General features: G+C 49.6%; 13 protein-coding genes and 1 tRNA gene. 6 read left to right on the forward strand and 8 right to left on the reverse strand.

Annotated features, from left to right (window positions below):
* Window positions 1-72 precede the first annotated feature (72 nt).
* The 6 genes from LG201_RS04305 to LG201_RS04330 form a co-directional block, all read right to left on the reverse strand.
* A complete protein-coding gene (locus tag LG201_RS04305) occupies window positions 73-546 on the reverse strand; it encodes a BRCT domain-containing protein (RefSeq protein WP_226770935.1) in 474 nt (157 codons plus the stop codon).
* A gap of 36 nt (window positions 547-582) precedes the next feature.
* Window positions 583-939 carry a helix-turn-helix domain-containing protein gene (locus LG201_RS04310; RefSeq protein ID WP_226770936.1) on the reverse strand — a complete coding sequence of 119 codons (357 nt, stop codon included), beginning with the start codon at window positions 937-939 and terminating at the stop codon, window positions 583-585.
* A 242-nt stretch (window positions 940-1,181) separates the two neighbouring features.
* A complete protein-coding gene (locus LG201_RS04315) occupies window positions 1,182-2,462 on the reverse strand; it encodes a tyrosine-type recombinase/integrase (RefSeq protein ID WP_226770937.1) in 1,281 nt (426 codons plus the stop codon).
* A 206-nt stretch (window positions 2,463-2,668) separates the two neighbouring features.
* Window positions 2,669-2,756, reverse strand: a tRNA-Ser gene (locus tag LG201_RS04320).
* 54 nt (window positions 2,757-2,810) lie between these two features.
* A complete protein-coding gene (gene def, locus LG201_RS04325) occupies window positions 2,811-3,344 on the reverse strand; it encodes a peptide deformylase (RefSeq protein ID WP_226770938.1) in 534 nt (177 codons plus the stop codon).
* Entirely contained in the window at window positions 3,334-4,080 is a 747-nt protein-coding gene (locus tag LG201_RS04330) for an S-methyl-5'-thioinosine phosphorylase (RefSeq protein WP_226770939.1), read from the reverse strand. The genes def and LG201_RS04330 overlap by 11 nt, the downstream gene beginning before the upstream one ends.
* A gap of 99 nt (window positions 4,081-4,179) precedes the next feature.
* Here LG201_RS04330 and hpnC point away from each other — a divergent pair, with 99 nt between their 5' ends.
* From hpnC to LG201_RS04350, 4 genes are read left to right on the forward strand one after another with little or no spacing between them, the layout of a single operon-like run.
* Window positions 4,180-5,049 (forward strand): squalene synthase HpnC, encoded by an 870-nt coding sequence (gene hpnC / locus LG201_RS04335; RefSeq protein ID WP_226770940.1) that lies wholly within the window; start codon window positions 4,180-4,182, stop codon window positions 5,047-5,049.
* Entirely contained in the window at window positions 5,046-5,882 is an 837-nt protein-coding gene (hpnD, locus tag LG201_RS04340; RefSeq protein ID WP_226770941.1) for a presqualene diphosphate synthase HpnD, read from the forward strand. The genes hpnC and hpnD overlap by 4 nt, the downstream gene beginning before the upstream one ends.
* Window positions 5,867-7,183, forward strand: a complete 1,317-nt coding sequence (gene hpnE, locus LG201_RS04345) for a hydroxysqualene dehydroxylase HpnE (protein WP_226770942.1) — start codon at window positions 5,867-5,869, stop codon at window positions 7,181-7,183. Before hpnD ends, hpnE begins: the two co-directional genes overlap by 16 nt.
* Before the next feature lie 17 nt (window positions 7,184-7,200).
* A complete protein-coding gene (locus tag LG201_RS04350) occupies window positions 7,201-7,614 on the forward strand; it encodes a phage holin family protein (RefSeq protein ID WP_226770943.1) in 414 nt (137 codons plus the stop codon).
* On the opposite strand, the gene crcB is transcribed toward LG201_RS04350, so the two are convergent.
* On the reverse strand, window positions 7,611-7,994 hold the full coding sequence (gene crcB, locus LG201_RS04355) for a fluoride efflux transporter CrcB (protein WP_226770944.1): 384 nt from the start codon (window positions 7,992-7,994) through the stop codon (window positions 7,611-7,613). The two genes, LG201_RS04350 and crcB, sit on opposite strands and share 4 nt — an antisense overlap.
* Before the next feature lie 169 nt (window positions 7,995-8,163).
* Between crcB and glgA the strand changes: the two genes are divergently transcribed.
* Complete coding sequence (gene glgA, locus LG201_RS04360) at window positions 8,164-9,615, forward strand: glycogen synthase GlgA (protein WP_226770945.1); 1,452 nt, start codon at window positions 8,164-8,166, stop codon at window positions 9,613-9,615.
* Between the two features lie 309 nt (window positions 9,616-9,924).
* Here the strand turns inward: glgA and orn are convergent, their stop codons facing one another.
* On the reverse strand, window positions 9,925-10,473 hold the full coding sequence (orn, locus tag LG201_RS04365; RefSeq protein WP_226770946.1) for an oligoribonuclease: 549 nt from the start codon (window positions 10,471-10,473) through the stop codon (window positions 9,925-9,927).
* A gap of 103 nt (window positions 10,474-10,576) precedes the next feature.
* Between orn and LG201_RS04370 the strand changes: the two genes are divergently transcribed.
* Window positions 10,577-11,830 carry a M48 family metallopeptidase gene (locus LG201_RS04370; protein WP_226771921.1) on the forward strand — a complete coding sequence of 418 codons (1,254 nt, stop codon included), beginning with the start codon at window positions 10,577-10,579 and terminating at the stop codon, window positions 11,828-11,830.

The following is an 11,830-nucleotide window of genomic DNA, read 5'->3' on the forward strand; positions in this document are numbered from 1 at the left end:
TTAACTTTATATTTAAAATTTCAGATGTAAATCTATAATTCTTTCTCATCATCAGTTGCATAACTTTGTTTATTAAAATCCCAAATTCAACTCTGGTATTTCACCTGTCTCAAGCATCAACAAAAACTGCTTCTCTTGGAGGATTAGCACATTCTGCGAACGTGCCTTGCCTACTTTCGCATGGCCAGCATTTGACCCTACACATAAATATCTCAAACCAGTAGTAACGTTCTTAGGTACATGCATTCCCTTGTTCAGGGCAATGTCAATGAGTTCATCCTTGCGAGCACTGGCAAAACCGGTAAACAAGACTTCTGTAGGCTTATGCTTGAATTCGGATGGTTTGGGTGGTGGCTCCGGGAAGGGATCGATCAACTCTTTTTCGGAGCCGTCGATGTATTCGGATATTTTGTATTTTAGGAAGGTTTTATGGGTGGTGTCACCCACTTCGCGGCCACAGAGATATTGGCCGTCTTCTACCCACCCCGGACTCATATGTACAACACGGGCTTCAATAGCGCCGTTTTTCTTGTAGATGAACTTCATTGCTCCCCCCAATGAATTCACTAAGCAGTTAGTTTGCTATGTGGATTTTTTTATATACCGCGCCAGACTCAATAATGTTTGCCTGCCTTCATCATTTGTATGAGCAAACACTTCCAACAGTTCTTCTAAATCACTCCGGTCATATCCGATTGCATCTTGATAACTTTTATTTGCAATATCAGCTCTGCTTCCTGTCAGCAAATAGACGATATCCGCCCCTACTTCAGCCAATTTCATTAGTACGTCTGCGCCAGGTAATGAGGTACCACTTTCATACTTTCCCCAAATTACACGGCTTACTAGACATTTTTCGGCAATAAGGGCTTGAGAAAAAGATAATCGCCCACGCTCTTCGCGCAACCGCAAATAAAAGTTGTCTTTAATAGTTGACATAGAAAATAAATAATTGTTTTCATAATGCACTCATTGTGTAACCAACTAGAAGAATATAGGCGATGACTGCAAGGCGCAAACGTAATGCAAATGGTGTGGTGCGCAGACAAATCGGTCTGCGGTTACCTGCTGCTGAACTTCAGCACCATGAGGCCATTTGTAGTAAGCATGATTTAACCAATTCAGCCCTCGCCTATTCTGCATATAAGGCGGGTCTCCCCCTTGTTATGAAGTCCCTTAAATCAGCGTCCTCCCTTGCTGATCCTCAAGGTGCCGTATCCTCCCCGAGCGGCACCTCTTTTTATTCCTCGGCCGTGAAAACAGTCTAGCCTTTCTCTTTTTTCAGCTGCCTCCAGGTAATCCGACCACCATTGCATCATCACCTGCCTCTCAGGCCAATACTCAGCCCGGTTATAAGCCCGCCTCACTTTGTTTTTCTCGGTATGTGCAAGCTGCTTTTCGATCACATCGGATTTGAAGCCAGATTCATTCAATATCGTTGATGCCACTGACCTGAAACCATGGCCGGTCATCTTGCCTTTATACCCCATGCGGTAGAGGGCAAACAGCAAGGTGTTGTTGCTGACAGGTACCATGATATTCCTGCCCGGCAATATGTACTTGCTCAGACCTGACAGTTTTTTAAGCTCGACCATGATCTGTATCACTTGTTTGGACATCGGCACCAGGTGATCCTGGTTGGCTTTCATCCGCTCTGCTGGAATAGACCATATATTCCTATCGAAATCGATCTCCGACCACTCCCCAGCAAGCAATTCCGTGGTGCGCAAGAATGTATGAGCGAGTAATTGCAGGCCCAGCTGTGTCTTGTAATCTCCAGTGAGGTGATATTTGGCAATGCTCTGCATCAAGATTGGCACCCGCTGCGGGCGGATTGCATTCTGATTCTTGGCGGTGTGGGGTGTCAAAGCCCCCTTAAGAGCTGCTGACAGGTCAAAAGCACATCGACCGGTTGCAATGCCATAGCGGAAAATCTGACCACATACACCCAAAACCCGATGCGCCAGGTCAAATGCGCCGCGCTTTTCCATTTTACTGATCATGGCCAGCAGTTCAGGACCGGTGATCTGTGCGATCGGACGATCGCCAATGAATGGAATGATATTGGTCTGGATCCTGCGCCGTACGTCAGTCCCATGAGAAGGCGCCCAGCTCGCCACCTGTTTTTCATACCATTCCCAGGCAACCAGCTCAAATGTATTGAGCGATTCGATCTTGCGCTCAATTGAGGCGAGTTTTTTAGCTGCGGATGGATCTATACCTTCAGCTAGTTTTTCAGCGGCCTCCAGCGTCTTGCGCCGCGCTGCCAACAACGTGACACCGGGGTATGTCCCAATAGTCAGTGACTTTTCTTTTCCGTGGAATTTATAGCGAAAGCGAAAGCTCTTGTTACCGTTGGCATACACCCACAGAAACAACCCTCCCCCATCTGCAATCTTACGAAGTGGCCTGTCGTTGCTGGTTGCAGTGCGACAGACAACATCAGTTAATACCTTACCCATTTTGTTATTCTTTATTGATGGGTGGGGTAAAAAATACCCAAGGGTGGGGTAAATGTCGTTTTTTATACCCCACTTTGCACCCGGTTTGTCCCGAACGCCTGCGAACGGCTACAGACGCGCCAAGGCAAAAATATACATGGGATTAATAACTTGTGTAACCAACTGGGGGATTTTTGGACCTAGACGAACGCCTACGAACATGTATTTGGCGGAAGCGGTGAGATTCGAACTCACGAACCCTTTCGGATCGCCAGTTTTCAAGACTGGTGCCTTCAACCACTCGGCCACACTTCCGTTCAGAACTTTCGGCTTCAGATCACCGAAAGGACGACATTCTAGCACAAGAAATTAATCATCTTCCACTACCATGCCAGGAAATAATACATCCGTGAAGCCAAATTGAGCTAAGTCACGGATACGCATGGGATAAAGTACGCCATCTAGATGATCACACTCGTGTTGCACGACTCTCGCATGGAAGCCACTGACTAATCTATCAATCGGCTGTCCGTACTGATCAAACCCTGTGTAATGTAGCCGCTCATATCGTGGCACTACGCCCCGCATGCCTGGCACGGATAGGCAACCTTCCCAGCCATCCTCCAGATTTTCACCCACAGGAGTAAGTGTAGGATTGATCAACACGGTGTAAGGCACCTGATCGGCATCGGGATACCGTGGATTTTTACCTACGCCAAAAATGACCACCCTCAGGCTGACCCCAATTTGCGGTGCTGCAATCCCTGCACCATTCATATGGGCCATGGTGTCCTCCATGTCCTGGATGAGGGCATGCAGCTCAGGGCTATCAAACTCTGTGACGGGCGCTGCTTTTTGCAGCAATATCGGGTCACCCATTTTCAAGACGGGTCTAACAGGCATGTCCCACCACCACCCTTTCTATCAAGTTACGTACACGTTGCATGGTTTCATTGAGCACTTCACCCATCTCTTCATAGCGTATACCATGCTGGCTGGACCCACGCCCAGCAGCATGGTTGGCAACCGGGCAAATCGCGGCATAGCTGAGATCCAACTCTCTTGCCAGTGCAGCTTCAGGCATACCGGTCATTCCGACGATTGTGGCGCCATCACGTTCCAGGCGGTTAATCTCGGCGGCGGTTTCCAGCCTTGGTCCTTGTACGCAAGCGTATACACCACCATCGAACAACGGTTCCTCTGTCTGTTTTCCCGCATCAAGACATAAAGAACGTAATTTGGCGCTATAGGGCTCAGTGAAGTCGATATGCTTGACCGGCAAGTCCCCGCCATCGTAAAAGGTATTCTTTCTGGCCTGTGTGTAATCAATGATCTGATCTGGCACCACGATAGTACCGGGGCCAAGATCAGCATGGATACCGCCTACAGTCGCCACTGAAACAATGTCGCGCACGCCCTCTGAGTGTAGGGCCCAGATGTTGGCACGATAGTTCACCACATGTGGCGGGATGGTATGTCCATGACCATGCCGTGGCAGAAAAATAATCTCATGGCCACAAATATCGCCAAAGATGAGCGGGCCCGAAGGCTCGCCATAAGGGGTGCGGATAATTTGCCTCCGCTTGATCTTCAGATTGGCCAGCTTGGTCAGCCCTGTACCACCAATAATGCCTAGCATGAAAACTCCACTGTTTCTAACCGCCACATTGTAGCGCAACAATCTTCGCTTGCCACAAAGCACGGCTACAAGTGTTTTATGGCATACTTTAGCCCGCTTATGACTACTTCAAACCCCCAAGCCGCCATTGATGCAAGCATGGCCCTGGCCAAATCGCATTATGAAAACTTTCCGGTCGCCTCCTTTCTGCTACCCAAGCATCTGCGTGAGCCTATCGGCCTGATTTATTCATTTGCACGCCAAGCAGATGATTTTGCTGATGAGGGAGACTTTAGCCCTGAACAACGGCTTGAAATGCTGCAAGCATTTCGTCTGCAACTAGACAAGATTAAACATGAGCAATCGCCTGACACCGAACTTTTCAAGGCATTGCAGGCCATGATAAAAGAGCGCCAGCTACCATTGGAACCATTTTATGATCTGCTTTCTGCCTTTAGCCAGGATGTTGTCAAAGCGCGTTATGCCGACTTTGGCCAGGTAATAGACTATTGCAGACGTTCTGCGAACCCGGTGGGTAGGCTCCTGCTGCATCTATACAAGGCAGCCACGCCAAGAAACCTCGGCTTGTCTGATGCGATTTGTACCTCACTGCAACTCATCAACTTTTTGCAGGATGTAGAAATCGATTATCGCAAAGACAGGATTTATTTCCCGCAAGATGAAATGCTGAAATACAAAATCACCGAAGAACAAATAGCACGGCAGATTGCGGATAAAAAAAGTGCGGGTACCTGGAGCCTCTTTATGGAGTTCCAGATCAATCGCACTCGACGTCTACTTCAATCCGGGGCCCCACTCGGCTTGATTTTGCCTGGTCGCATCGGGCTGGAAATGCGGTCAATTATCGCTGGAGGCGAACGTATTCTGCACAAACTTCATCGCAGCCATGGCGATGTATTTCACCAGCGCCCAGTACTTACTCCAAGAGACTGGGCTTACATGCTTTATCGGGCAGTGAGCAAAAAATGACTCCACAAGAATATTGCCAGAAGAAAGCTGCTGCGAGCGGCTCAAGCTTTTACTATAGCTTCTTATTTCTTCCTAAGCCAAAACGCGAAGCCATTACCGCGCTGTATGCCTTTTGTCGTGAGGTCGATGATATTGCAGATGAGGTACAGGATTTCAATGTCGCCCGCACCAAGCTTGAATGGTGGCGCACTGAAATTGCCAGGCTCTATGCTGGCCAACCACAACATCCTGTCAGCAAGGCATTGCAAGGCCCTATTAAACAATATGGACTGCAACAACAGCACTTGATCGAAATCATTGACGGCATGCAGATGGATTTGGAACAAAACCGCTATCGTGATTTTACGGAACTGGAGCTCTACTGCTATCGTGTTGCCAGCGTGGTTGGCCTCTTATCCGCCTCCATCTTTGGTTATAGCAAGCCTCAAACGTTGCAGTACGCGCTCGATTTAGGCATGGCTTTCCAGTTGACGAACATCACGCGTGATGTGGGAGAAGATGCCAGACGTGGGCGCATTTACCTGCCTATAGATGAGCTGGAAAAATTTGGTGTCACGGAAGATGACATCCTGCACGGGCGTGAGTCCGACAATATGCGGCAATTGCTTGAGTTTCAGGCCAGCCGTGCTGAAAGTTATTACGACAAGGCTTTTGCCGAGCTTCCCGATGAAGATCGCAAGCCTCAACGCACCGGGCTGATCATGTCCGCCATCTACCGCACCCTGCTCAAGGAAATCAAGGCAGATAACATCCAAGTGGTACTCAATGCCCGCGTATCACTGACTCCTCTGCGCAAGCTTTGGCTGGCCTGGATTACATGGGTACGCAATTAACTCCTAATGTCGCCGTCATAGGCGGCGGCTGTGCGGGGCTGGCAGCAGGAGTTGCTCTCAGTAAAGCTGGCATCAGGGTTAACCTGTTTGAATCCAGCCATCAATTGGGCGGGCGGGCGCGTGGCATCCAGTGGCAAGGTCAAACCCTGGACAATGGGCAACACATACTCCTGGGTGCATACAGCGCTACTCTCCAGCTACTTGAGACCTGTGAGGTGCAGCTAGATCAGGCCCTGTTGCGACTGCCACTTGAACTGAACATGCAGGATGAGTTTTCTTTACGTGCCAGCTCATACCTGCCCGCACCACTGCATATCCTGGCCGGACTATTACGCGCACAAGGCTTGAGCCTCTCCGAACGCCTTGCGGCGATCAGGCTGATGGCAAGGCTACGCCTGCAGAAATTTACCCTTGAACAGGATATGCCACTGCAAGCCTTACTCGCAGACCAGCCAGCACGCCTGATCTCCATGCTCTGGGAACCGCTATGCCTGGCGGCACTTAACACGCCTGTATCCACTGCCAGTGCCCAAATTTTCCTGAATGTGCTGCGAGACAGCTTTGCCCGCGCCAAGTCAGACAGTGACATGCTGTTGCCAAGGCTGGACCTGAGCACCATGCTGGCAGATCCTGCTGCTAGCTACATTCTGGCGCATGGCGGGCAAGTAAGTCTCAGCGCGCCAATAGAATGCATTAGCCAGCAAAATAAGGAACTGTATCTCCAGGTCGCAGACATCCGAAAGGCATATAAGCACATCATTGTGGCCACTTCACCTTTCCGCGTGGCGCCATTGCTGGCCGATCTTCCCAGCGTTGCTGACAGCGTTGAAAAGTGTCAGGCACTGAAATATCAGCCTATCTACACTATTTACCTGCAATACCCTGCCCACATTAAGCTGGATAAACCGATGACAGGGCTGAGTCATCAACTGGGACAGTGGATATTCGACCGTGGCCAGCTTTATGGACAACATGGACTGATCGCCGTCGTTATCAGCGCCGAAGGGCGCCACCAGGGCCTGACACAGGAACAGCTGGCAATTGGTGTCGCAGAGGAAATAGAACAACTCTACCCACAATTAAACAATCTCTTATGGCACAAGGTGGTTGCAGAGAAACGTGCCACCTTTGCCTGCACTAGCAATCTGCAAAGACCAGCGCAACTAACCAGCATCCCAGGGTTGTTACTGGCAGGTGATTATGTGAGTAGTGGAAATACCTTACAGGATTACCCGTCGACGATTGAAGGCGCTATCCGCAGTGGATTTTCTGCGGCAGGAAAATTTATCAACTCACTTTAGATACCATGGATATACCTATGATTACAGGCGATATTTACGACTTCATTTTACACTGGGCCATCATGAGTGTTTCACTCTGGCTCACCAGTCTATTATTTAGTGGGATCAAATTTTCATCCCGCCTGTCTCTATTATTTTCCGCCCTGGCACTAGGCTTTGTGAATGCCATTATCAGGCCCTTGTTGCTGATACTGACCTTCCCATTAACCCTGGTGACCTTTGGATTTTTTGCCTTGGTTATCAATGCCCTGATGATCATGCTCGTTGCCAAACTGATCAAGGGCTTTGAACTTTCCGGTTTCTGGACAGCATTTTTTGCCAGTATCGTGATTGCCATCATCGGCTTTCTGATCGAATGGATGTTACCCAGCCAAGGCATCGCACTGGAATTCTTCCCGCTTAACAACAATCCCAATACAATTTCCATCTAGCCTCGAACATACTGCACCGTCAGCACTCCCAGCCAAGTCAATAGCAATGAGCCAAACAGGTGCGTCAATATATGGGTAGCGGCCCATCCATACTCACCGCGGAACAATAACTCAGTGGCTTCGGCGGAGAAGGTCGAGAAGGTCGTCAGGCCACCCAAAAAACCTGTGACCAGAAAGAGGCGCGCTTCTGGTGACAATACTGTACCTGTGAGCACAATGCCCATGACCAGGCCGATCAGATAACCACCAATTAGGTTGGCCAGCAAGGTACCAAGCGGCAATAAAGGCCATGCCGCATTCATAAGTACACCCAACCCCCAGCGTGCCCAGGCTCCTATTGCCGCTCCCAGCCCTACTGCAATAAATCCACCCCAGGCCATGTCATACTCCGTATCACTGTTATTTGATATGCTGAATGCCGTGAGTATGATTTACTAGCCAAGCAGAGGCAAATATTAGCTACTGGTTTAGATGGCATGTGATTTGCAACGCATGGTACAAAGACCAATACTCCATTTGATCAATCCTAACCAATAAAGACCGCCAACCTTGCGTATCCTTTTTGTCAGCTCTGAAGCCTACCCCTTGATCAAGACTGGGGGACTGGCCGATGTCAGCGGCTCATTGCCTGCTGCCCTGCGTGATCTGGATGTGGACATTCGCATCTTATTACCCGGCTACCCGTCTGTATTGCAAAAGCTTCAGGAAAAGCGCCTGCTCACCACCTTGCAATATCTGCCAGAAGTGGGCACAGCCAAGCTCATTCTGGGCATCATGCCTGATACCGGGGTTGAAGTGATCGCGATCGACTGCCCGCCCCTGTATGATCGCCCTGGTGGGCCCTACAGCAACACGCAGGGCCAGGAGTGGGAAGATAATCCCCTGCGCTTTGGCATCCTCTCCAAAGTGGGTGCCATACTGGGCTGCAGCTATAGCCCTATTCAGGACTGGATACCGGATGTGGTGCACTGTAATGATTGGCAAAGTGGGCTTACCCCCGCATTTCTGCACCACTCTGATGCAGCTCAAGCCAAATCCATGATGAGCATCCATAACCTTGCTTTTCAAGGCAGTTACCCTGCGGAATGGGTGAGGCGCCTTGGCTTGCCTGACGTGAGCTACCAGATCAATGGATTGGAATACTATGGGCAGATGTCATTTCTCAAAGGCGGCATTTATTACGCTGACAGCATTACTACAGTCAGTCCCACCTATGCCGAGGAAATCCAGACCGAGGAATTCGGCTTTGGCATGCAAGGCCTGCTGGAAAGCCGCGGCCATGAGATCCATGGCATATTAAACGGAATAGAAATGCAGGAATGGAATCCTGCAACCGATCCTTACCTGGCGAAGACCTACAATATTGACCACTTGGCAGACAAGAAAATTGTCAAAAAGGCATTACAGGTGCAATTGGGGCTGGAAGCCACTGCCCACAAGCCGCTACTAGGCGTGGTCAGTAGGCTGACCCATCAGAAAGGCCTCGATATTTTTCTGGAAATTGCGGGTAAGCTGGTGGCACAGAACTGCCAGATTGCCGTACTGGGCAACGGGGAGGCGCAAATGGAACAAGGTTTTCGCTCATTGGCGTCGCGCTACCCACGCCAGGTCAGCGTGACCATAGGCTACAAAGAGCCCCTCTCGCATCAAATCATGGCAGGCGCTGATATGTTTATCATGCCTTCCCGCTTTGAACCTTGCGGCCTCAACCAGATGTATGGCTTGCGCTACGGGACCCCTCCCATCGTGACCCGCACGGGCGGGCTCGCGGACTCGGTGCATGACAGCAACGCCAGCAGCATGAAAAACAACACCTCTACTGGTTTTGTGCTGAAGTCAGCGAACCCGCAATCATTGTTGCAGGCGGTTGAACGGGCGCTTATGTACTATCACGATCCCAGGGCGTGGAGAAAAATCCAGCGTAATGGCATGCGACGTGACCTGAGCTGGAACACCAGCGCCCAGGCCTATCTCAATCTATATCAACAACTGATTAACTAAACTTCTCAACAGCCAGGTTATTCAACTTGGCTGTTTCTCGCGTAATCAATTTCCCTGCGCATGCAAACTGTTACATTTTTTTAACAGTTTGCTAACCATTTCTCTGGCTCCAGCAATAATTCAGTAACACTTGATGCCTAATATGATACTTAACGAATATAAATGGCATAAATACTGCTTATTTATATGCGAGCTTTCTCCAAAGCTATACTTCTCCTCCCTTATGGGTGCGTTCATCGCACCCGTTTTTTTGCCTGCAATTCCTGCAAAAATCGGCTGGCTCAAGCTGAAAAAGCCAGCCAACCAGGTTTACTCCAAACGGATGAAATGCTCGCGATAATACTTAAGCTCATCAATGGATTCATAGATATCTGCCAACGCTTCGTGTTTGCTGCTCTTCTTGAAGCCTGCAATCAGCGTAGGCCGCCAGCGCCTAGCTAGCTCTTTGAACACGCTCACATCCAGATTGCGATAATGGAAATAAGATTCAAGCTCAGGCATATACCGCGCCATGAAGCGTCTATCCTGGCAAATGGAATTACCACACATCGGTGACTTGCCTGAAGGCACGAACTCTTTAAGAAACTCTATCATCTTTGCAGAGGCAGCGGCCTCATCCAATGTCGAAGCCTTGACCTTGTCAATTAGGCCTGAACGACCATGAGTACCCTTATTCCAGGCATCCATCCCATCTAGCACCGCATCCGACTGATGCACTACCAGCACTGGTGACTCTGCCAGAACATTGAGTTCAGCATCGGTGACAACAACGGCCAGCTCCAAAATACGGTCACTATCTGGTAGCAAACCGCTCATTTCCATATCCAGCCATATGAGGTTGTCGTTGTGTTGTGACATAATGATTTCCATTAAAATGTGATTGCATGCAAAGTTAGGTGAACCTTCCACCGCTTAATGCTTCAAAATAAACACAACATTCTAACTTAAAACAATCAAAATGATGGCTTCCAACCTCACTATCCTCTTTGTATCATTACTCGTACTGACTACAGCCATCCGTATCTGGCTGGGTCGTCGCCATGTGAGTTACATTCAATCGCATCGCAACCAGGTACCACCTGCATTCAGTACCAGCATCAGCCTGGACGCGCACAAGAAAGCCGCGGACTACTCCTCAGCCAAAACCCGCACAGCCTTGCTGGAAACAGCAGTCCAGGCTTTACTGCTGGCGGCACTGACAATAGGGGGAGGCCTGCAACTGATTGACGATATCTGGCGCGATGTATTGCCACAACACGACATCCTACGAGGCGCATTGGTCATACTCAGCGCGCTGTTAGTCAGCAGCTTGATCGATCTGCCGTTTGATTACTATCGTACTTTTGTCGTTGACCAGCATTTCGGCTTTAACAAGATGACCCCATCGATGTATTTTCTCGATATGATCAAGCACAGCATTGTGGGCTTCCTGCTTGGTGCTCCCCTGCTGTTCGCCGCACTGTGGCTCATGCAAGGCGCTGGCGATTACTGGTGGCTTTACCTCTGGATAGTATGGAGCGCATTCAATCTGCTGATGCTGGCCATCTACCCCACTTTCATTGCGCCTTTATTCAATAAATTTTCCCCATTGGCGGATGAATCACTGAAATCACGTATAGAAGCCCTGCTGACAAAATGTGGCTTCAAATCTCAAGGATTATTTGTCATGGATGGCTCTACACGCAGCAGCCATGGCAATGCTTACTTTACGGGGTTCGGTGCCAGCAAGCGTGTCGTATTCTTCGATACCTTACTTGAGCGCCTGGATACCGATGAAATTGAGGCCGTACTTGCTCATGAACTGGGTCATTTCAAACACAAGCACGTCATCAAGCGCATAGCCCTCATGTTCCTGGTGAGCTTTGTCGGTCTAGCAGTCCTGGGCTGGTTGGCGCAACAAGAATGGTTTTATGCTGGACTAGGGGTCACACAAACTAGTGACTATATGGCTTTGCTGCTATTCCTTCTCGTCAGCCCGGTGTTCCTGTTCCTGCTACGTCCATTATTGGCTGGCTATTCTCGCAAGAATGAATTCGAGGCAGATGCTTATGCCGCCAAGAACGCAGATGCCCGCTATCTGGTGGAGGCCCTGGTCAAGCTATACCGCGATAATGCATCTACCCTGACTCCAGATCCGCTGCACTCGGCATTTTATGATTCACATCCGCCAGCCAGCATCCGCATTGCCAAGCTAGCCGCATTTACCGCCCGCTGA

This window comes from Methylobacillus gramineus (assembly GCF_020532675.1).
Classification (GTDB): domain Bacteria; phylum Pseudomonadota; class Gammaproteobacteria; order Burkholderiales; family Methylophilaceae; genus Methylobacillus; species Methylobacillus gramineus.

Excerpts from the sequence above, each read along its gene's own strand:
- LG201_RS04350 (WP_226770943.1), top strand. The coding sequence starts at position 7,201 with ATGATTACAGGCGATATTTACGACTTCATTTTACACTGGGCCATCATG.
- LG201_RS04305 (WP_226770935.1), bottom strand. The coding sequence starts at position 546 with ATGAAGTTCATCTACAAGAAAAACGGCGCTATTGAAGCCCGTGTTGTA.
- hpnC (WP_226770940.1), top strand. The coding sequence starts at position 4,180 with ATGACTACTTCAAACCCCCAAGCCGCCATTGATGCAAGCATGGCCCTG.
- hpnD (WP_226770941.1), top strand. The coding sequence starts at position 5,046 with ATGACTCCACAAGAATATTGCCAGAAGAAAGCTGCTGCGAGCGGCTCA.
- LG201_RS04315 (WP_226770937.1), bottom strand. The coding sequence starts at position 2,462 with ATGGGTAAGGTATTAACTGATGTTGTCTGTCGCACTGCAACCAGCAAC.
- orn (WP_226770946.1), bottom strand. The coding sequence starts at position 10,473 with ATGTCACAACACAACGACAACCTCATATGGCTGGATATGGAAATGAGC.
- def (WP_226770938.1), bottom strand. The coding sequence starts at position 3,344 with ATGCCTGTTAGACCCGTCTTGAAAATGGGTGACCCGATATTGCTGCAA.
- crcB (WP_226770944.1), bottom strand. The coding sequence starts at position 7,994 with ATGGCCTGGGGTGGATTTATTGCAGTAGGGCTGGGAGCGGCAATAGGA.
- LG201_RS04370 (WP_226771921.1), top strand. The coding sequence starts at position 10,577 with ATGGCTTCCAACCTCACTATCCTCTTTGTATCATTACTCGTACTGACT.
- LG201_RS04310 (WP_226770936.1), bottom strand. The coding sequence starts at position 939 with ATGTCAACTATTAAAGACAACTTTTATTTGCGGTTGCGCGAAGAGCGT.
- LG201_RS04330 (WP_226770939.1), bottom strand. The coding sequence starts at position 4,080 with ATGCTAGGCATTATTGGTGGTACAGGGCTGACCAAGCTGGCCAATCTG.
- hpnE (WP_226770942.1), top strand. The coding sequence starts at position 5,867 with ATGGGTACGCAATTAACTCCTAATGTCGCCGTCATAGGCGGCGGCTGT.